This window comes from Segatella copri, from assembly GCF_002224675.1.
GTDB classification, from domain to species: domain Bacteria; phylum Bacteroidota; class Bacteroidia; order Bacteroidales; family Bacteroidaceae; genus Prevotella; species Prevotella copri_U.
On the sequence record NZ_NMPZ01000006.1, the window covers coordinates 138,128 to 157,942 of the forward strand.

Annotated in this window: 18 protein-coding genes; 6 read left to right on the forward strand and 12 right to left on the reverse strand. The window is 48.5% G+C overall.

Annotation, left to right across the window (positions count from 1 at the left end; translation table 11 throughout):
* The first annotated feature begins 165 nt into the window (after positions 1 to 165).
* A complete protein-coding gene (gene recQ, locus CFT61_RS05435) occupies positions 166 to 2,010 on the forward strand; it encodes a DNA helicase RecQ (RefSeq protein WP_176425508.1) in 1,845 nt (614 codons plus the stop codon).
* Between the two features lie 160 nt (positions 2,011 to 2,170).
* Here recQ and CFT61_RS05440 read toward each other — a convergent pair whose 3' ends face one another.
* The 11 genes from CFT61_RS05440 to CFT61_RS05490 form a co-directional block, all read right to left on the reverse strand.
* Positions 2,171 to 3,145, reverse strand: coding sequence for a F0F1 ATP synthase subunit gamma (locus tag CFT61_RS05440; RefSeq protein ID WP_089543449.1), 975 nt, complete (start codon positions 3,143 to 3,145; stop codon positions 2,171 to 2,173).
* A gap of 6 nt (positions 3,146 to 3,151) precedes the next feature.
* Positions 3,152 to 4,738 carry a F0F1 ATP synthase subunit alpha gene (gene atpA / locus CFT61_RS05445; protein ID WP_089543450.1) on the reverse strand — a complete coding sequence of 529 codons (1,587 nt, stop codon included), beginning with the start codon at positions 4,736 to 4,738 and terminating at the stop codon, positions 3,152 to 3,154.
* Positions 4,739 to 4,829: 91 nt separating this feature from the next.
* Positions 4,830 to 5,366 carry a F0F1 ATP synthase subunit delta gene (locus CFT61_RS05450; protein WP_089543451.1) on the reverse strand — a complete coding sequence of 179 codons (537 nt, stop codon included), beginning with the start codon at positions 5,364 to 5,366 and terminating at the stop codon, positions 4,830 to 4,832.
* Positions 5,367 to 5,371: 5 nt separating this feature from the next.
* Positions 5,372 to 5,875, reverse strand: coding sequence for a F0F1 ATP synthase subunit B (gene atpF / locus CFT61_RS05455; protein ID WP_089543452.1), 504 nt, complete (start codon positions 5,873 to 5,875; stop codon positions 5,372 to 5,374).
* Between the two features lie 166 nt (positions 5,876 to 6,041).
* Positions 6,042 to 6,281 (reverse strand): ATP synthase F0 subunit C, encoded by a 240-nt coding sequence (gene atpE / locus CFT61_RS05460; protein WP_006846851.1) that lies wholly within the window; start codon positions 6,279 to 6,281, stop codon positions 6,042 to 6,044.
* Between the two features lie 44 nt (positions 6,282 to 6,325).
* Positions 6,326 to 7,435, reverse strand: a complete 1,110-nt coding sequence (locus tag CFT61_RS05465; RefSeq protein WP_089543453.1) for a F0F1 ATP synthase subunit A — start codon at positions 7,433 to 7,435, stop codon at positions 6,326 to 6,328.
* Positions 7,436 to 7,482: 47 nt separating this feature from the next.
* Entirely contained in the window at positions 7,483 to 7,926 is a 444-nt protein-coding gene (locus tag CFT61_RS05470; protein WP_089543454.1) for a hypothetical protein, read from the reverse strand.
* A gap of 41 nt (positions 7,927 to 7,967) precedes the next feature.
* On the reverse strand, positions 7,968 to 8,207 hold the full coding sequence (gene atpC / locus CFT61_RS05475) for an ATP synthase F1 subunit epsilon (protein ID WP_089543455.1): 240 nt from the start codon (positions 8,205 to 8,207) through the stop codon (positions 7,968 to 7,970).
* An 18-nt stretch (positions 8,208 to 8,225) separates the two neighbouring features.
* Entirely contained in the window at positions 8,226 to 9,752 is a 1,527-nt protein-coding gene (gene atpD / locus CFT61_RS05480; protein ID WP_089543456.1) for a F0F1 ATP synthase subunit beta, read from the reverse strand.
* 287 nt (positions 9,753 to 10,039) lie between these two features.
* Positions 10,040 to 11,017 (reverse strand): 6-phosphofructokinase, encoded by a 978-nt coding sequence (gene pfkA / locus CFT61_RS05485; protein WP_089543457.1) that lies wholly within the window; start codon positions 11,015 to 11,017, stop codon positions 10,040 to 10,042.
* A gap of 268 nt (positions 11,018 to 11,285) precedes the next feature.
* The gene (locus CFT61_RS05490; protein WP_089543458.1) at positions 11,286 to 12,716 is read right to left on the reverse strand and encodes an SLC13 family permease; all 1,431 of its coding nucleotides are present in this window, start codon (positions 12,714 to 12,716) and stop codon (positions 11,286 to 11,288) included.
* A 477-nt stretch (positions 12,717 to 13,193) separates the two neighbouring features.
* Between CFT61_RS05490 and rpsA the strand changes: the two genes are divergently transcribed.
* Complete coding sequence (rpsA, locus tag CFT61_RS05495; RefSeq protein WP_089543459.1) at positions 13,194 to 14,978, forward strand: 30S ribosomal protein S1; 1,785 nt, start codon at positions 13,194 to 13,196, stop codon at positions 14,976 to 14,978.
* A 381-nt stretch (positions 14,979 to 15,359) separates the two neighbouring features.
* On the opposite strand, the gene CFT61_RS05500 is transcribed toward rpsA, so the two are convergent.
* Entirely contained in the window at positions 15,360 to 15,905 is a 546-nt protein-coding gene (locus CFT61_RS05500) for an REP-associated tyrosine transposase (RefSeq protein ID WP_089543460.1), read from the reverse strand.
* A 330-nt stretch (positions 15,906 to 16,235) separates the two neighbouring features.
* Here CFT61_RS05500 and CFT61_RS05505 point away from each other — a divergent pair, with 330 nt between their 5' ends.
* The 4 genes from CFT61_RS05505 (at position 16,236) to CFT61_RS05520 (ending at position 19,799) form a co-directional block, all read left to right on the forward strand.
* On the forward strand, positions 16,236 to 16,664 hold the full coding sequence (locus tag CFT61_RS05505; protein WP_089543461.1) for a hypothetical protein: 429 nt from the start codon (positions 16,236 to 16,238) through the stop codon (positions 16,662 to 16,664).
* 252 nt (positions 16,665 to 16,916) lie between these two features.
* On the forward strand, positions 16,917 to 18,104 hold the full coding sequence (locus CFT61_RS05510; RefSeq protein WP_089543462.1) for a PCMD domain-containing protein: 1,188 nt from the start codon (positions 16,917 to 16,919) through the stop codon (positions 18,102 to 18,104).
* 8 nt (positions 18,105 to 18,112) lie between these two features.
* A complete protein-coding gene (locus CFT61_RS05515; protein ID WP_089543463.1) occupies positions 18,113 to 18,904 on the forward strand; it encodes a porin family protein in 792 nt (263 codons plus the stop codon).
* Between the two features lie 136 nt (positions 18,905 to 19,040).
* A complete protein-coding gene (locus tag CFT61_RS05520; protein ID WP_089543464.1) occupies positions 19,041 to 19,799 on the forward strand; it encodes a hypothetical protein in 759 nt (252 codons plus the stop codon).
* The last annotated feature ends 16 nt before the right edge of the window (positions 19,800 to 19,815 follow it).

Below are 19,815 nucleotides of genomic sequence, written 5' to 3' on the forward strand. Positions count from 1 at the left end.
GTTCTAAACCTTTATTTCTAGCGCAAAAGTACGACAATTATTTGGATTTTCAAACTTTTCAGCCAACTTTTCTTATTTTATTGAAAGAAATGTAATAAATCTCCCGTTTTTTACGTAACTTTGCAGGAATATCCAATGTAAAAGAAGAAAAAATAGTTAAGAAATATGCAAATCAACGAGATATTGAAATCTTACTTCGGATACGATTCCTTCCGCCCCAACCAGGAAGCCATTATCCGGGAAGTGATGCAAGGTAACGACTGTCTGGTACTGATGCCGACGGGCGGAGGAAAGAGTCTGTGCTATCAGGTTCCGGCGCTGGCCATGGAGGGAACAGCAGTGGTCATTTCGCCACTCATCAGTCTGATGCACGACCAGGTGGAAGCCCTCAAGGCGAACGGCATTCCAGCCGAAGCTCTCAACAGCGGCAACGATGTAACCGATGATCTCATCATCCGCAGAAGATGCGAAGCGGGCGAACTGAAACTGCTCTATGTCTCTCCCGAAAAACTCCTCAGCGAGATACCTTATCTGTTCAGCAACATCAAGATTTCGCTCTTCGCCGTTGATGAAGCCCACTGTATCAGTCAGTGGGGCCACGATTTCCGTCCGGAGTATTCCCAGCTCGGACTCCTGCACGAGAAATTCAATGGCGTGCCGGTGATGGCGCTCACGGCTACAGCCGATAAGATTACCCGAGAGGACATCATCAACCAGCTGCATCTGAACGGCCAGACCTTCGTGAGCAGTTTCGACCGTCCGAACCTCAGTCTTACCGTGCGCCAGGAAAGTACGAAGAAGGAGAAACTGAAATTCATTTACCATTTCATCGCCCGTCGCCCAGACGAGGCAGGCATCATCTACTGCCTCTCACGCAAGAATACGGAGATGGTGGCAGAGGCTTTGCAGGAGCATGGCATACAGGCAGAGGCCTATCATGCCGGACTCTCCGCCCAACAGCGAGCCTCTGTACAGGAACGTTTCAAGATGGACCAGATAGAAGTGGTGTGCGCTACCATCGCCTTCGGAATGGGTATCGACAAGGGCAATGTGCGATGGGTGATTCACTACAACATGCCGAAGAGCATCGAGAGTTTCTATCAGGAGATAGGCAGAGCCGGAAGAGACGGCGCTCCTGCCGATACGGTATTGTTCTATTCGATGGCAGACATCATCACCCTCCGTTCTTTCTGCGAAGAAAGCGGACAGAAATCGGTGAATCTGGAAAAACTGCGAAGAATGGAAGAATACGCCGAATCGAGAGTCTGCCGAAGAAGAATCCTCCTGAATTATTTCGGAGAGACCTCCAGCAAGGATTGTGGTCATTGTGATGTCTGCAACAATCCTCCACGCACTTTCGATGGTACCGTGCTTACCCAGAAGGCGCTGAGTGCGGTGGTCCGTGCGGGTGAAAAGATTGCCGTGGGTACCTGCATAGAGATATTGAGGGGTATGCAGACTCCTGCCGTGGCGCGCAATCACTACAACGAGTTGAAGACCTTCGGAGTGGGCAAGGATGTAAGCGTTCGTGACTGGCAGGCATACATGCTCCAGATGCTGCAGATGGGTTTCTTCGAAGTGGCGTACAACATGCATAACCAGATGAAGGTCACACCATTGGGCTGGAAGGTTCTCAAGGGAGAACACCAGGTTTCGCTGGTGATAGTTGAGAATGAAGAGCGGGCTCCTCGTCAGCAAAGGGTCAACAGACCTTCAAGAGGAAGCAGCATCCCTGTGGTTCATGCCGAGCGTGTGATTTTCGAGGATGAAATGTCGGGTGTAGAAGATAAGAAGCTTTTCGAATATCTGCGTAAGATCAGAAAGAATCTTGCCGATGAACAGGGCTATCCTCCATACATCGTGTTATCAGATAAGAGTCTGCACGAATTAACCAAGATGAAGCCTACCACCCTCCAGGCATTCGGTCTCATCAGCGGTATCGGCGAATTCAAGATCAAGAAATATGGCGATACTTTTATCAAAGCCATCAAGAAATATACAGGCAAATAGCCTATACTCTACTCGCCCTGAAAGGGCGTGTGGGGATAACAAGAAAAAACAAAACATAAAAAAGAGGTAACCTGGGCCAACAAGTTACCTCTTGATTCAGAAACAACGGCTTGGAAAGCTAATTATTCTAGCTTCCTCCCATAATATCTAACGTAGAAGCTTAGTTATTCACGCTTCCACCCACGATATCCAACAATTCATTCGTAATGGCCTGTTGACGACTCTTGTTGTACTGAAGATTCAGTTCACGCAAGAGTTCATCGGCATTATCCGTAGCAGTCTGCATGGCAACCATACGGGCTGCATGCTCACTCGCCTGACTATCCAACAAAGCAGTGTAAACCATCAGATGAAGCTGTTTAGGAATCAATACACCCAAAACAGTCTCCAGATCCGGCTCCACGATGAAGTCATCGTTCAGAGGATGCGCCTCTGCACGCTGTCTTTCATCCTCACTAGCCTGCTTCTTGCGCAGATACTCCTGAGCCTTCGCCGTAGCCACATTCGATGTGAGGTCACGGTCGTTGTCCTCTCCTATCGCCTCAGTGCTGAGGTCGATAGGCAGGAAAGTCTTCTGGGTAAGGATCTGCGAACCGGCACTCTTGAAGTGGTGATAGATCATCTCCACCTTGTCAAGTTCACCAGCTGCATACTGCTTGGCAAGCTTGCGGGCGATGTCGGCACAAGCGCTTGAATTAGGATGATCGGCAAGATCCAAGAAGTTACCGCCAATCTTCAAACCCAGCTTCTGTGCCTTCTCAGCCACCTTTCTGCCGATAGGATATACCGTGATGTCGTCAATGCCATGAGCCTTATACTCGTCCACCGCCTGAATCATCATCTTGATGACGTTGGAATTGAAACCACCGCACAAGCTGCTGTTAGAGCTATATACGATGAGAGCCACACGCTTGATTTCCTTGTGCTCCACCTGCAACTCATGGTCCACATTCGGAGTACTCACCAGGAAGCTCTTCAGGATATGCTCCAGCATATTCTCATAAGGCAGCATATTCTGGATAGCTACCTGAGCATGATGCAACTTGCTGGAAGCCACCATCTTCATCGCACTCGTAATCTTACGGGTACTGTTGACGCTGGCGATGCGAGTCTTAATCTCTTTTAACGACGGCATAGGCTATTACGCTTTATATTGTCCTGCTACATTAGCCATGGTATCCTTGATCACCGCGATGCAATCGTCGGTGAGCTTACCATCAGCCAAAGTCTCGATTACGTCGGCGTGCTGGCTGCGCATAGCGTCGAGGAACTGATCCTGGCACTCGCGTACCTTGTCCATTGGCACGTCGTGCATCAGTCCGTGCACACCACAATAGAGGATAGCCACCTGCTCGCCCACTGGCATAGGGCGATACTGAGGCTGAACCAGCAACTGGTCGTTCTTTCTACCACGGTCCAGTGTCATCGCTGTTACGGCATCCATATCGCTTGAGAACTTAGAGAAAGCCTCCAGCTCACGATACTGAGCCATATCGATCTTCAGGGTACCAGCCACCTTCTTCATACTCTTGATCTGGGCAGAACCACCTACACGAGATACAGAGATACCTACGTTGATAGCTGGGCGGAAGCCCTGGTTGAAGAGGTCGGTCTCCAGGAAGATCTGACCGTCGGTGATGGAAATCACGTTGGTTGGGATGTAGGCAGAAACGTCACCAGCCTGGGTCTCGATGATTGGGAGGGCTGTCAAAGAGCCACCACCCTTCACCTTGCCTTTCAGGCACTCAGGAAGGTCGTTCATCTGCTCGGCTACCTCCTGCTGGTCGTTGATACGAGCGGCACGCTCCAACAGACGAGAGTGGAGATAGAACACATCACCAGGGTAAGCCTCACGTCCTGATGGACGGCGGAGAATCAATGATACCTCACGGTAAGCCACAGCCTGCTTACTCAAGTCATCATATACTACGAGGGCTGAGTAACCACGGTCGCGGAAGTACTCACCGATAGCTGCACCGGCGAATGGTGCATAATACTGCATGGCTGCAGGATCGGCAGCGGTAGCACTTACGATGATGGTATATGGCAGGGCGCCGTGCTCCTTCAGGTTCTGTACCAATGCTGCAACGGTAGATGCTTTCTGACCGATGGCTACATAGATACAATATACAGGCTTGCCTGCCTCATAGAAACTCTTCTGGTTGATGATGGTATCCACTGCGATGGCAGTCTTACCGGTCTGACGGTCGCCGATGATCAACTCACGCTGTCCACGACCGATAGGAATCATGGAATCCACAGCCTTCAAACCTGTCTGCAGAGGCTCCTTCACTGGCTGACGATAGATCACACCAGGAGCCTTACGATCCAGCGGCATCTCGAAAGCGCCGGTGAGATCGATATCACCCAGACCGTCGATAGCCTGACCCAGAGGGTTAACGACACGACCTAAGAAGTTGTCGTTCACGCGGATAGAAGCGATACGGTGAGTACGCTTCACGCTCTGTCCCTCCTTGATGCCAGCAGTAGGACCTAAGAGGACACAACCTACATTGTCTTCCTCCAAGTTCATGACGATGGCCATTGTGCCGTTCTCGAACTCAAGAAGCTCATTAGCCTCTGCATTGCGAAGACCGTAGATACGAGCCACGCCATCACTGACGGTAAGCACGGTACCTACCTCGTCAAACTGCTGAGAGCCATTCACCTCCTGGAGCTGCTGCTGAAGCACTTCAGACACCTCACTTGGTTTAATTTTATCTGACATTGTTTATTTACTTTGAAATTTGAACTTTGAAATTTGAACTTGATGATTACCTTTATTATAAAGAAATAACCCTTTCCGTTCTCTTTCCGTTTTACTTTTTGAGCTGTGTCAGAATGTTGTTGAGCTTTGTCTTCACGCTCGCATCCATTCTGTAAGTATCATACTCAAGGATGAAACCACCAATCAAATCAGGGTTCACCTCAGTCTTGAACTCCACAGTACCTTGCGTTCTCTGCTCCACCATCTTGCGCATCTTGTCCTCCGTAGAGGCGTCAACGGCAGTGGCGGTGATCAGCTTACCGCGGATGATGTTCTTCTGTTTCCTGTAAAGAGTGATATACGAAGCAGCCATGAATTGCAGGGTGCTCTCCCTATCCTCCTTCAGGACGAGTGCGATGAACTTCTTGCTCAGATCCGATGGGTTCTTACCCAGGGCTGTGGTGAGAAGCGCCTGCTTCTTGTCCTTTGAAAGCATAGGGTTGTCTATCGTAAATCTCAGTTCAGGCACGTCGATGTAGCTCGTGTAGAGCGTCTGCATCTCCTGGTACACCTGATCTTCGAGCTTCATGCCGAGTGCTGCCTTGATGAGGGCACGGGCATAACGCACCGATATTACACCGATATCCATAAGCTTTACTGTTTGTTGTCAGAAGAAACCTCGTCCAGCAGTCGATTTATCATATCCATCTGTGCCTTGTCGTCAGAGAGCTTAGCCTTGAGCACTTTTTCTGCAATCTGTACAGAGAGCTCGGCAACCTGTCCACGGATTTCGCGAATGGCATTCTGCTTTTCTGTCTCAATCTGCGCCTTGGCGTCAGAGAGCAGACGAGCGCCCTCTTCGCGAGCCTTGTCCTGTGCTTTCTCTACGATGGCATCGCGGGTATCGGCAGCCTCCTTGAGGATGGCAGCCTGCTTCTCGCGAGCTTCCTGCAAGATGGATTCACCTTCTTTTTGGATATTGGCAAGCTTCTCGTTGGCTTCGTGAGCTTTCTTCAGGCTCTCGTCGATGAAGGCCTTACGATCGGTCACCATCTTGATGATGGCTGGGAATCCAGCCTTCCAGAGGATAATGAAGACGATGATGAAGACCAGTGTCATCCAAAAAAGCAAACCGCTATCAGGAATCAATAAATCCATATATACTGGTTAAAGTTTTACTTAAACGTTTTATTTTAATTAACTCTGGAAAAGATCACCCACCCGCCCTCACAAAGAGAGAACAAATCCCGAGAGCATCAGATATCGGGCCATTCTACAGATTCGTGAGAATGAATCGCGGCGGGAAGGGTGATATTCCTTTTTATTACATAACGATAGCCAAGATGGCGATGATGACTGCGAAGAATGCAACACCCTCAACCAACGCAGCTGCGATGATCATAGAAGAACGGAGATCGCCCATCTTCTCTGGCTGACGAGCCATAGCGTCCATAGCCTGGCCACCAATGCGACCGATACCAATACCTGCGCCAATAGCGGCCAAACCTGCACCTACTGCGGCACCCAACTTTGCAATCTCTGCTGCTAATAAAAGTGATAACATAATCTTAATAATTTAAGTTGTTAATATTTTCTATGTTTATAATTCTATTTTACGATTTCTGGCTCAGCCTCATGAGACTTTACATGAGCCAGCGAGATGAATACTGCACTCAGCATGGTGAATACCAATGCCTGAATGTAGCTTACCAATACTTCGAGGAGCATCATAAAGGCGCTCATCGCAACACTTACTATTGTCATACCCGTACCTGCCACATAGTTGGCGATAGCATTCTCACTGATGTTGAACATGATGAAAATGATAGCCGCAAACGAAAGTGCGATGGCGTGACCCGCCATCATGTTGGCGAAGAGTCGGATAATCAGAGCCAGCGGTTTCGTAAAGATTCCGAAGAGCTCGATGAATGGCATCAATGGCACTGGCACCTTCAACCACGTTGGTACCTCCGGCCAGAAGATATCCTTCCAGTATTCCTTGGTACCGGTGAAGTTGGTGATCAGGAATGTCGTTACACCGAAGAATACGGTGCAGGCGATATTACCCGTCAGGTTACCACCACCTGGAGGGAATGGTACGATACCCATGATGTTCGCCACGAAGATAAAGAAGAAGCAAGTAAGCAACCATGGTGCATACTTTGGGGCTTCCTTACCCAGAGTGGCCTCAATTACATCGGTATATACCGACATGATGAACATGTGCATCAGTCCCACAAATCCCTTTGGTGCAGGGTCATCCACCTTGTGCTTCCTGCACCAGCGGGCTGGTATCAGGACACACAGCAACAGGATGATAGCATCAATGAAGAGCACGCAAACGGTCTTCGTGATGGAGATGTCGAGAGGACGAACCTCCTGGCCTCCCACCTTCTCTACTATCTTGTTGGGATTCGCCTGCGCATCAGCGTTCTTGATCACCAGATTGAAAGGTCCGGGACGGTCTCCATTGGCATCCTTCTCTTCCGAGAATTCGCTGCTGCAGAACACGTGCCAGCCTGAAGTGGTGTTAACGATGATTGGCAGATGAATCACTACGGGATGGTCTCCCACCTTTGTGATATGCCATTCATAAGAATCCTTGATATGACCCCACAATATCTCTTTCACGTCGATGTTTTCCTTGGCCGATACCTGCAGAGGTGCCAGCGTGAAGAGCAGCATCGCCATCAAGAGGAATTGCTTGAGATGTTTCATATTCTTTAATTCTTACTTTGTTTATTAATTATTTGTCTCGAGCCGCATTAAGAGAGGCGGCTCTTTTTCTCTACCCGAGCGAAGTAGATGCAGTCGAACACGAGAAGCATGACATAGAACAGGGCGAAGATGACGGTGAATCCCAGGATGTTCTGCTTGTCGCATACCAGCACGTAGATGAGGAACACCAGCGTACCAGCCATCAGCTTCAAGACCAGTGCCGCCAGATAGAACTTGGCGAGATTGGCAGGAGATGATTTAGCCACAGCCTTCCAGGCTTCGCCATAAGCAGTACTTGCAACGAGCGAGAATATCGCACTCACTATCAGCGGGTTAACCACCTGGGCAATGATATCATCGCATTGTGCAGAGATTCTGCAGCTGAAGAGGATGGCGAGCGCCATGGCTGCTGTCATCCACAGAGAAATCTGCTTGTACTTGATACCTGCCTGCCTGATAGCCTGCAAGCGCATCTTTTCATCTTTTTCCATTGTTTTGTCTTGTCAATATTGAGAATTATGAATTCTTAATTTTATACTTCTACGCAGAGGCTTACTTCGTTTTTCTTACATTCCACGAATCCGCCCTTGATGTTCATTGCCTGCTTGCCTTCCCTGGTGGTGTATTCCACCTTGCCCACTTCGAGCGAAGAGATGATAGGCGCGTGATCCTTGAGAATCTCGAACGAGCCGAGGGTTCCCGGAACCAGTACGCTCTCTACCTCACCCTGGAAGACTACTTTCTCAGGAGATACTATCTTTAGCTGTAACATAAGCCGTGGATTTAAAGATTACGCCTGTGCTGCTGCGAGCAACTGCTTAGCCTTCTCCTTCGCATCCTCGATAGTACCTACGTTGAGGAATGCCTGCTCTGGCAGGTCATCCACCTCGCCGTCGAGGATGGCGTTGAAGCCCTTGATAGTCTCTTCGATAGGTACCATCACACCCTTCAGACCGGTGAACTGCTCTGCTACGGTGAATGGCTGACTCAGGAAACGCTGTACACGGCGTGCACGGTTCACGGTCAACTTATCCTCATCAGAAAGCTCATCCATACCGAGGATGGCGATGATATCCTGCAACTCGTTGTAACGCTGCAGCAACTGCTTTACTCGCTGTGCACAGTCGTAGTGAGCCTTGCCCACAATCAGTGGGTCGAGGATACGAGAGGTAGAACCCAGTGGATCTACGGCAGGATAGATACCCAGAGATGCAATCTTACGAGAAAGCTCTGTGGTGGCATCCAGGTGAGTAAAGGTGGTGGCTGGAGCAGGGTCGGTCAAGTCGTCGGCAGGCACATATACAGCCTGTACTGAGGTGATGGAACCATTCTTGGTAGAAGTGATTCGCTCCTGCATGGCACCCATCTCAGAAGCCAGTGTTGGCTGATAACCTACGGCTGATGGCATACGGCCCAAGAGCGCAGACACCTCAGAACCAGCCTGGGTGAAACGGAAGATGTTATCGATGAAGAACATAATGTCGGCAGCCTCACCGTTCTTGCCTCCGTGGTCACGGAACTCCTCGGCAACAGTCAAACCTGAAAGCGCTACTGAAGCACGTGCCCCAGGTGGCTCGTTCATCTGACCATACACCAGGGTAGCCTGACTCTTGGCAAGCTCCTCAGGGTCAACGAGTGAGAGGTCCCACTTACCTTCTTCCATAGCTTTACGGAACTTCTCGCCATACTTGATAACGCCAGACTCGAGCATGTCTCGAATCAAGTCGTTACCCTCACGAGTACGCTCACCTACACCAGCGAATACAGAGTAGCCGTTGTGTCCCTTGGCAATGTTGTTGATCAACTCCATGATGAGCACCGTCTTACCTACACCGGCACCACCGAAGAGACCGATCTTACCACCCTTCATGTAAGGCTCGAGCAGGTCGATCACCTTGATACCGGTGGCAAGCATCTCCTTGTGCGTAGAGAGCTCGTCGAACTTCGGAGCCTCGCGATGGATAGGATAAGCACCCTTCATGTCCAATTCGTTCATACCATCAATAGGCTGTCCGATTACATTCATCATACGGCCCTTGATCTGCTCTCCGGCAGGCATCATGATTGGGTTGCCTGTTACGGCAACTTCCAAGCCACGCTGCAAGCCGTCGGTGTTGTCCATGGCGACACAGCGAACTGTATCCTCACCGATGTGCTGCTGCACCTCGATGACCAGGTCGCGTCCGTCTGGGCGTTTCACCTTCAGAGCTTCGTGAATTTTAGGAAGCACCTTCTCAGGGTTCTCGCCCTTGGTATCGAAATATACGTCGATAACCGGACCGATAATCTGCGAGATGCGTCCACTTACTTGTGACATAAGCTTATTAGTTTAAAAATTTATTTTTTAATATTTATATTTCGTTCTTTTGGTATTCGAGGTTCGTGATGTCGGGAATTGAAGCCCGAATCACGAATTTCGTTATACGCCTGCAAAAGTAACAACAATTTACGGAAGCCGCAAATTTTTCGGAAGTTTTGTTTGTATTTTGCTCCGTTTTAAAACTTTTTTAGTTCCGTTTAAACCATTTTTACTTTTCATTCATTTCCTATAATTAATGCCGATAGCAGCATTGAATATCGAAATGCGATGCAAGGAGAAACTGATTAGATGCTCAACTCATCCAATACCTTGATCAGCTTGCGGTCGAATGGCTTGTCTGAACGGATAGCCTCTGAAAGCGGTACGTAAACTACCTCGTTGTTGCGGACACCGATCATCACGTTGCGCTGACCCTGCATGATAGCCTCGATGGCACCGCAACCGGTACGGCTGGCGAGGATACGGTCGCGGGCTGATGGGCGACCACCACGCTGCAGGTGACCGAGGATAGATACACGTACGTCGAACTCAGGGAACTCCTTGCGTACACGGTCGGCATAGTAAAGCGCACCGCACTTAGGACTCTCAGACACGATGACGATACAGCTCTTCTTAGACTTGCGGATACCGCGCTCCATGAACTGAGCCAACTGGTCAACATCGGTAGAATCCTCTGGGATGATGGCAGCCTCTGCACCGCTGGCGATGGCTGAGTTCTGTGCCAGGAATCCGGCATCACGGCCCATCACCTCGATGAAGAAGATACGCTCGTGGCTCTGCGCAGTATCACGGATACGGTCCACGCACTCTACGATGGTGTTCATCGTAGTATCGTAACCGATGGTGTTGTCAGTGCCATAGAGGTCGTTGTCGATAGTACCAGGCAGACCGATGCAGCAGACATCAAACTCACTTGCGAAGTTCATCGCACCGGTGAGCGAACCGTTACCACCGATTACCACCAGCGCATCGATTTCCTCTTTCTGGATATTCTCGAAAGCCTTCTGTCGGCCCTCTGCTGTCATGAATTCCTTAGAACGTGCAGTCTTCAGCATCGTACCGCCGGTACCGATGATACCGCTCACGTTCTCAGTGGTGAAAGTCTTGATCTCGTCGTTGATCAGTCCATCGTAACCACGATAGATACCCTTCACGGTGAATCCGTTGTAGATAGCCGAACGGGTCACCGCACGGATTGCTGCGTTCATACCAGGAGCATCACCTCCAGAAGTCAAAATACCTATAGTCTTAATCTTTGCCATAACTATATATACCTTATTATATTATATATTAGTGATACATTAATAAAAAAAATATGCTTTCTTGTTGGTTCCGGGATGCGTGTTACATCCCCTTTTTCTTCTTTAGAACTTTCTGAATCTCTTTCGTCGTCTGATTCGTCCTGAATTTCTTTCGTCTGATTCTTCTTTTTGAATCTTCCTGAATCTCTTCCATCTGATTCTTCTTTTTTGAATCTCCTGAATCTCTTCCGTTTTCAGATTCTTTCTTTTCTTCTTCAGATATGGTTGTTTAAATCATTAAGTAAACGGCTCTTCCCATCAGGGTGTGCGAGAGCCAGAGGATAACGAGGCCAGCCACGCCACCCACGAGGGCCTTCCATCCGATATTGCGGAAGAACCAGCCCATGCGCATGTGCTCCATCTTCATCAGGGCGAGACCGCTGATGGTACCGATGCCCAGCACATTGCCTCCTGCCATTACGCAGTAAGCGATTACCTGCCAGTAGAGACCGTTGGTATTATATACCGAATCCATGACATAGGTAGGGTCGCCCAATCCCATCACATCGTGCAATGAGAAGAAGTTCATGGCGGTGGCAAAGTTGTCGAGTACCGTACTCAGCACTCCGGCAGCCACGCCATGCAGCCATACATTAGGGTGTTCCTCGCTGGTTCCCATCCAGTTGGAGAGGTCATAGAAGGCACCTGTCTCCTTCACCACGCCCACGGCGAGAATCATTCCCATCACGAAGAGAATCATCTGAATCACACCGTATTGCAGCACTCTAGGGGTACGACGCTCCACCATCGCATCCATGTTCATGAGCTTGCGATTGAAGATCTCGTTCACGATCCAGAGTACGCTGAGCACGCACAGGGCGCCCAGGAACGGGCTGAGCTTGGTGATGTTATGGAAGGTAGGGATAAACCACAGACCGCCGATTCCCACGAGGAGCATCAGCAATCTCTGCCACTTGTTCAGGCGGGTGTCATCGCCACGGAAAGGCATCACAATCCACTCTGTCTCAACTCTTTCGGGCAGCATACGCTGCATCAGCAGGGTTGGAATCAACCACGCTGCAAGACAAGGGAGGAGTAATGAAAAGGAGAAAACGGTGGCTGTAACAGCCCCTGAATTCCAGAGTACCAGACCTTCCGGGTTACCAATCACGGTGAGCGCACCGCCACAGTTGGCAGCTACGAGGATGGCGCTTCCATACACCATTCTCTGTCTTCTGCTCGGGATGATGCCATGCATCATGGTGAGCATCATCACGGTGGTAGTGAGGTTATCGAGATTGATGGAAATCAGGAATGTAACGATGGCGAGCGTCCACAGCATCTTCTTGCTGCTGCGCGTGCGAAGCAACTGGCGCACGAAGTCAAAGCAGCCGTTGTTGTTGAGGATTTCCACGATCGTCATCGTAGCGAGCAGGAACATCACGATCTCCGCTGCCCTACCCACCTGTGGGAGGAAGATGTTTCGGGAGATGAAGTACTTGACGGAAGTACTGGTTGATTCCATTTCACTGAAATTGAGGAAGCGGGTATAATCCGCTGAATGTTCGCTAGTTACGAAGTCCATACCGAAGCATATATACAGCACCCATCCCACCGTTCCGGCGAAGATAGCCACGGCAGCACGGTTTACTTTGGTCACGTTCTCAGTTGCAATGAGCACGCAGGCCAGGATCAGTATGGTTAAAATGACTAGTGTCATATCTACTCAATCGTTAGTTCATATTTTCATAATCAAGGGCAAAGGTAACAAAATATTTGCAATAACCATCATTTCCGTGTTTTTTTTTAATGAATTTAACGCAAAATTCATGCAACAGAAATTTTCGGAGCCGAATGACAGCACGCCCTGACAGAACTGATGCTCCAATATAAACAGTACGCCCTGAAAGGGCAGAAGCTCCTAGCCCAGGGCACCACCCTGGGTTATTAATGGATGCAAGCCTGTCGCCCTGAAAGGGCAAAAGCTTTCCCCCAAGCAAAAAAACACCCCTCTAATATATAATGTAGAAAGCGGCAAAAATGCCCTCAAACCGCCCCATTTAGTTAAATATCATTAATAAACCGAAGAAAAACAAACACAAATGCTTGTAACTCAAAGAAAATGAGTAATTTTGCGCCCGATTTCAACAATATATAAAGTCAAACTTTATTAATTTAATTTTTTTAATTATTTTTTATGTCAAATTTTAAGAACGTACAGCCACTCGACGACTTCAATTGGGATGAGTTCGAGAATGGCACAAACGCAGGCGTCAGCAAAACAGACCTCGAGAAGGCCTATGACGAAACACTTAACAAGGTAACTGAGCACCAGGTGGTTGAGGGTACCGTAATCTCTGTTGATAAGAAAGAGGTTATCGTAAACATCGGCTACAAGAGCGATGGTATCATTCCAGCTTCTGAGTTCCGTTACAACCCAGACCTCAAGGTAGGCGACAAGGTTGAGGTTTACGTAGAGAACCAGGAGGACACAAAGGGTCAGTTGGTACTCTCTCACAAGAAGGCTCGCCTCAGCAAGTCTTGGGAGCGTGTTAACGCTGCTCTCGAGAACGAGGAGATCATCCAGGGTTACATCAAGTGCCGCACTAAGGGCGGTATGATCGTTGACGTCTTCGGTATCGAGGCTTTCTTGCCAGGAAGCCAGATCGACGTTCACCCTATACGCGACTACGACGTATTCGTAGGCAAGACAATGGAGTTCAAGGTTGTAAAGATCAACCAGGAGTTCCGCAACGTCGTTGTATCTCACAAGGCACTCATCGAGCAGGAGCTCGAGCAGCAGCGTAAGGAGATCATCGGCAAGCTCGAGAAGGGTCAGATCCTCGAGGGTACCGTTAAGAACATCACTACTTACGGTGTATTCGTTGACCTCGGCGGTGTTGACGGTTTGATCCACATCACAGACCTCTCTTGGGGCCGCGTAAGCGATCCACACGAGGTTGTATCTCTCGACCAGAAGATCAACGTTGTTATCCTCGACTTCGATGAGGAGAAGAAGCGTATCGCTCTCGGTTTGAAGCAGCTCACTCCACATCCATGGGATGCACTTGATCCAAACCTCAAGGTAGGTGATCACGTGAAGGGTAAGGTAGTGGTTATGGCTGACTACGGTGCATTCGTTGAGATTGCTCCAGGTGTAGAGGGCTTGATCCACGTATCTGAGATGTCTTGGAGCCAGCACCTCCGTTCAGCTAACGACTTCATGAAGGTTGGCGACGAGGTAGAGGCTGTTATCTTGACTCTCGACCGCGCTGAGCGTAAGATGAGCCTCGGTATTAAGCAGCTCAAGGCTGATCCATGGGAGTGCATCGAGACTAAGTTCCCTATCGGCAGCAAGCACGTTGCTAAGGTTCGCAACTTCACTAACTTCGGTATCTTCGTAGAGCTCGAGGAGGGTGTTGATGGCTTGATCCACATCTCTGACCTCTCTTGGACTAAGAAGATTAAGCACCCATCTGAGTTCACATCTGTAGGTGCTAGTATCGACGTAGTAGTTCTCGAGATCGACAAGGAGAACCGCCGCTTGAGCCTCGGCCACAAGCAGTTGGAGAAGAACCCATGGGATGAGTATGAGACAATCTACACTCCAGGTTCTGTACACAAGGGTACTATCGTTGAGATGATGGATAAGGGTGCTGTAGTTGCTCTCGCAGAGGGTGGCGAAGGCTTCGCTACTCCAAAGCACCTCACCAAGGAGGACGGCTCAATGGCTAAGAAGGGCGAGGAGCTCGACTTCAAGGTAATCGAGTTCGTTAAGGAGACAAAGCGTATCATCCTCTCTCACTCTCGTACATTCGAGGAGGGCAAGGACGAGCCAATCGCTAAGCCAGCTCACAAGCGTGGTGGTAACGGTGGTCGCAAGAACGAGACTCCAGCTATCAACAACGTAGCTGCTGGTACTTCACTCGGCGACATCGATGCTCTTGCTAAGTTGAAGGCTCAGATGGAGGGCAAGGCTTAATCTCTTGCAGATAAAGCATTTGCTATTCATTAGCTAAATAAAAATTTTAAGGGGACTGAAATTTCATTTCTGAGATTTCAGTCCCCTTTTTTGTGGGTGGGGAATGTGTGTGGGGGAATGGAGAATGTGAATGGTGAATGTGTATGGCTGAGGGATGAAATGCATTACTGATTGCTGGGGATTGCAAATCCCCAGAACACAAAAGAGGTTAGGACATTTTCTAACGACGGATTACAAATCCGTCGAAACGCCTAACGGTATCGATGCAAAGTCTTCCGCTAGGCGTCCCGGCGGATTTGCAATCCGCCGTAAAAAAGGGTTCGACCTATGAAAACCGGGGGGATTTGTAATCCCCCATAACTACCCATCAATAACAAAAGATTACCTCACAACAATCACTTCCAGCAATCCCCTACCCCCTGCATAATCTATCGCAGAACTATAAAGATAATCCTGAGGATACCTCACGAACTCGGCCTTCACAGGATTCTGATGAATATAATCCAACTTCTGCTTGAAAAACTTGAACGATGAAATCACTTCAGTATAACAACCATCCTGCCAAAAATGATACTTGCTGATTTTCGGATTCTTCTCACCAGCCAGTCTGAAAAGCTGCAACATCCACTCTCTCCTACTCTCCTGGATATCCTCCAGAAGTTCTGCGACAATTTTCTTACTCGTGAACTTCTTGAAATCACGGAGAACAGTTTGAACCTGTTCAAGATTCTCTGCCCCTATAATGAAATGTAAATGATTGGGCATCAGTACCCAGGCGTATATTTCCAATCCCTTGGTCTTCTGACAAAAAGCCAGAGATTCTATAATAATATGCTTATACTTGGGACGACTGAAAATATCAACCCAATTAACAACAGTGGTTGTCACAAAATATAAGTTTTTGGTTGTAGTATTCTTTGTAGCCATAATTTTGATGATTTTAAAATTTCCATAAAACAGGATGAGTCATATAGGTTGTGATACTTCTTGATGTATCGTAGCTTATCACTGGCTCAAGCGAATATACAGGCACAAAGATAATATATTTCTTCATTCAATGGTGCTTTTTAAGTGAGAATTTGCTGTTTGAGTCGAAATTATTTGTTTTTTGGAGAAATCTAGCAGTTTTTTCTTCTTTTTTTAGTGTTTATGAGGTGAGGATTAGACTTTACAAGGCATTACTTATTGATGGGATTGCAAATCCCCAGAACATAAAAGAGGTTAGGACATTTTTTAACGCCGGATTTCAATGCCCTGATGACAGAGATCTCAGCCAACATCGCCGACGGCAACAAGGTGGTGCTCGACGAATTCGGAAGCTTCAAGCTCGGCATCAGAACTTCCCCAGCCGAAAGCGCCAAGAAGTTCACCTCAGCCAACATCAAGGCCATGTACATCATCTACTCACCTTACTCTGTCATGGACCAGGGCAAGCGAGTAAAGCCGATGCTCAGTGGCATCAAGATGGAGGAGATGACCGAGTACAACGGCATCGAAGACGAGGAAAATGGCGGCGGAACTTCAGGCGGAACATCAGGCGGTGGAACCGATAAGGACAATACCGGTGATACATCCGGCGGCACCGACAAGGACAACCCATCCGGAGGCAACACCCCATCAGGAGGCACCGGAAAGGATAACACCGGAAGCGGAGAAGACAGCGGCGACGACAATGTAAGTCTCTAAAATCAAGACTGGGCATCCCTTTTGGAATGCCCAGTCTTTTTTTTCTGCCTCATTTAACAAATAATCAGAAACATAAATAATATGCAAATAAAGTGAAAAATGTTTGGTGCTTTCAAGTTTTCGGCGTAACTTTGCAACCAGAAAATTGAATCATCAGCGGATATCCCAAAAAGATAACGCTCATATATATATAATAAAGAAAAGAATCTTATAACAAAAGATAGAGATTCTTATGTAATAAAGGAAAAGGATATGAAGACTATGGGTTTTAGAAAATTTTTAACGCTATCTTTATCGACGGTTTGCGCCCTATCTCTCAGTTCATGCTTCAAGGATGAACCCCTCAATGCCGAATGCGACATTGAGCAGGCATACATCCACCCAGGAAGCTGGATGAAGCTGTGGTTCACAAACGCATCGGATACGCTCGTCAACGTACAGAGCGACCAGGACAAGATAGAATTCACCATGAAGCCATTCGCCAGCCTCAAGAAGCAGGCACCGATGTTCCGACTCACTCCTGGAGCCACCATCCAGCCGGAAAGCGGAAGCGTACACGATTTCTCCAAAGGTCCTGTTACATACGTGGTTACATCAGAAGACAAGCAGTGGACCCGCACCTATCAGGTGAGCATCAAGAAGGGTCAGACCACCATGAGCAAGGAGTTTGAATTCGATTTCGAAAACGCATACCTCAGCAAGGGATACTACAACTGGCAGGAAAACTGGAATGGCGATTTCCTCGACATCTGGGCTACCGGAAACCCGGGATTCAAGATCAGCAACCCATCGGCAAAACCGGAGGAATATCCTACCGTGATGACAGAAGACGGCTATCAGGACAAGGGCGTGAAGCTCACCACCCAGCGCACCAGCAAGCTTGCCGATATGGTACACAAGCCTATCGCTGCCGGCAACCTCTTCATCGGACAGTTTGATGCCACCGATGCCCTGCGCGATGCGATGAAGGCTACCAAGTTCGGTCGCCCATTCAGCTTCAGCGCCAAACCGGAGAAGCTGGAAGGCTGGTACAAGTATCAGGCTGGCGAGAAATTCACCGACAAGGATATGAACGAGCTGAACCGACATGACTACGGAACCATCTACGCCGTGCTCTACGAGAACATCGACGAGAATGGAAATGCAGTAATGCTCTATGGCGATAACGTACAGAGCAGCAAGCAGATAGTAGCGCTCGCACTGGTAGGCGAAACCCGCGATGACAACGGAAAGACAGCCATCGGAAACACACCGGAATGGCATCACTTCAGCGTAGATTTCGATTATCAATCCTACGGCAAGACCATCGACCCCGTGAAGCTGAAGAATGGCGGTTACAGTCTCTCCATCGTCTGCTCATCCAGCTCTGATGGAGCCAACTTCCTGGGAGCCGTGGGCAGCACCCTCTGGGTGGATAGTTTCAAACTGATTTGCAAATAAGAAGAAAAATGAAAAAGATAACAGTACTGGCACTCCTGCTGGCATGCAGCGCTGCTTCATGGGCAGGAGACAAGAATAGTGCCTGGAACAAATATCTCCACGGCTATGAGTATCAGGCACGCGTGGCGTATAACCTGGGCGGCACCGCCCCTATCGGCATGCCTGCCACCATCCGCACGCTTCACAGCTACACCCTACGCCCTAACTTCAGTCTGGGCGTGGATGCCTATCACCCACTCTCCGGAAACTGGGGTTTCGTGGGAGGAATCCGCTTCGAGAACAAGAGCATGAAGACCGATGCGGGCGTTAAGAACTACTATATGAAGATAGTTCGTGGCGGTGAGGAGCTGCAGGGCATCTTTACGGGCGATGTAGTGACCAAGGTGGATATGAGTCTCATCACCGTTCCGATTCTGGCAACATACGATGTATGCGATAATCTCCGCTTCAAGCTGGGTCCATACGTAAGCTATGTTACCTCGAAGAAGTTTGAGGGCTGGGCATACAATGGTTATCTCCGCCGCCAGGAGGAGGGTCATCCCAAGGGGGACCCTACGGGACAGAAGGTGATGCTGGGCGAAAAGGAAGGTGAACGTGGTGATTACGATTTCAGCGACGATATGCGCAACTGGCAGGTGGGCGTAGATTTTGGAATAGACTGGCGATTGAACAACCGTTGGGGCATCTGCGCCGACCTAAGCTGGGGTCTGAACGGCATCTTCAAGAAAGATTTCGAGACCATCGAGCAGACGATGTATCCTATCTACGGCAGCATCGGCATCACGTATCAGCTGAAGTAACAGATCATATTCTGCTGAAGCTATCTATATAATAATGTACGCGTACATTAATATATATAGCCAAAATATATATAGCCAAAGAGAGATAAAAAAGATAAAAAACAACAATTATTCATTAACAAAAAAAGAGAAGAAAATGAAAAAGTTTATTTATTTGATGGCCATGGTTTGCACCCTTGGCTTCTTCACTGCTTGTAGCAGCGATGATGACAATGACGAGAAGGGATTTGTACGCAACGAGAAGATTGAGGGCACCTGGAAGGTACAGGAGGCTGGTATGGATCCAACAACTTACCAGGCAACAGGTTCAATAGTATTAAACTGGGAAGGTTCTAACGATGCAGTTATCGAAATTCCAGGTCTCTTTGATGAGCCATATCCAGTAAAGGATGCCATCTCAATGGTTCCAATGCTGCTCAACAGCCAGCTCAGAAGCGTTCTGCAGGATGTAACCTTCAATGAGAAGGGTCAGATTTCTGCAACCTACAAGGAAGAGGCTGATGACAAGGACTGGAAGGTAGCTAACGATTACGCTACATACCAGGTAGTTAACGAGAATATGATTACCTTGTTCCTGAACACAGCCAAGATTACAGAAGACATCGACGATGCTCAGGAGAAGGCTATGGTAGCCGGCATGTTGGATCAGTTTAAGACTGGTATTCCAGTACACGTATCTTATCCAGCAGCCAACAAGGTATATTTCTATGTTGACAAGGATTTCGTAGCTCCTATCATCGCCATGCTTTATGCTCAGGTTAACAAGATTCCTGCTACAGGTATGGACAAGGAGGATTTGGCACAATTCCTGATTTTGAAGACTGTTGTAAACCAGCTTCCTACCATCATGGAAAAGACCACCAAGTTCGAGGCAGGTCTTGAGTTGATCAAGTAAAGCGGAGCTTCTGCCC

What these genes read in the sequence shown, in the direction of transcription:
- atpE (WP_006846851.1), bottom strand. Translation starts at nt 6,281, where the DNA reads ATGTTATCACTTTTATTAGCAGCAGAGATTGCAAAGTTGGGTGCCGCA.
- CFT61_RS05505 (WP_089543461.1), top strand. Translation starts at nt 16,236, where the DNA reads ATGACAGAGATCTCAGCCAACATCGCCGACGGCAACAAGGTGGTGCTC.
- CFT61_RS05470 (WP_089543454.1), bottom strand. Translation starts at nt 7,926, where the DNA reads ATGGAAAAAGATGAAAAGATGCGCTTGCAGGCTATCAGGCAGGCAGGT.
- CFT61_RS05510 (WP_089543462.1), top strand. Translation starts at nt 16,917, where the DNA reads ATGAAGACTATGGGTTTTAGAAAATTTTTAACGCTATCTTTATCGACG.
- atpC (WP_089543455.1), bottom strand. Translation starts at nt 8,207, where the DNA reads ATGTTACAGCTAAAGATAGTATCTCCTGAGAAAGTAGTCTTCCAGGGT.
- CFT61_RS05520 (WP_089543464.1), top strand. Translation starts at nt 19,041, where the DNA reads ATGAAAAAGTTTATTTATTTGATGGCCATGGTTTGCACCCTTGGCTTC.
- CFT61_RS05500 (WP_089543460.1), bottom strand. Translation starts at nt 15,905, where the DNA reads ATGGCTACAAAGAATACTACAACCAAAAACTTATATTTTGTGACAACC.
- CFT61_RS05465 (WP_089543453.1), bottom strand. Translation starts at nt 7,435, where the DNA reads ATGAAACATCTCAAGCAATTCCTCTTGATGGCGATGCTGCTCTTCACG.
- atpD (WP_089543456.1), bottom strand. Translation starts at nt 9,752, where the DNA reads ATGTCACAAGTAAGTGGACGCATCTCGCAGATTATCGGTCCGGTTATC.
- CFT61_RS05490 (WP_089543458.1), bottom strand. Translation starts at nt 12,716, where the DNA reads ATGACACTAGTCATTTTAACCATACTGATCCTGGCCTGCGTGCTCATT.
- rpsA (WP_089543459.1), top strand. Translation starts at nt 13,194, where the DNA reads ATGTCAAATTTTAAGAACGTACAGCCACTCGACGACTTCAATTGGGAT.
- CFT61_RS05440 (WP_089543449.1), bottom strand. Translation starts at nt 3,145, where the DNA reads ATGCCGTCGTTAAAAGAGATTAAGACTCGCATCGCCAGCGTCAACAGT.
- atpF (WP_089543452.1), bottom strand. Translation starts at nt 5,875, where the DNA reads ATGGATTTATTGATTCCTGATAGCGGTTTGCTTTTTTGGATGACACTG.
- recQ (WP_176425508.1), top strand. Translation starts at nt 166, where the DNA reads ATGCAAATCAACGAGATATTGAAATCTTACTTCGGATACGATTCCTTC.
- atpA (WP_089543450.1), bottom strand. Translation starts at nt 4,738, where the DNA reads ATGTCAGATAAAATTAAACCAAGTGAGGTGTCTGAAGTGCTTCAGCAG.
- CFT61_RS05515 (WP_089543463.1), top strand. Translation starts at nt 18,113, where the DNA reads ATGAAAAAGATAACAGTACTGGCACTCCTGCTGGCATGCAGCGCTGCT.
- CFT61_RS05450 (WP_089543451.1), bottom strand. Translation starts at nt 5,366, where the DNA reads ATGGATATCGGTGTAATATCGGTGCGTTATGCCCGTGCCCTCATCAAG.
- pfkA (WP_089543457.1), bottom strand. Translation starts at nt 11,017, where the DNA reads ATGGCAAAGATTAAGACTATAGGTATTTTGACTTCTGGAGGTGATGCT.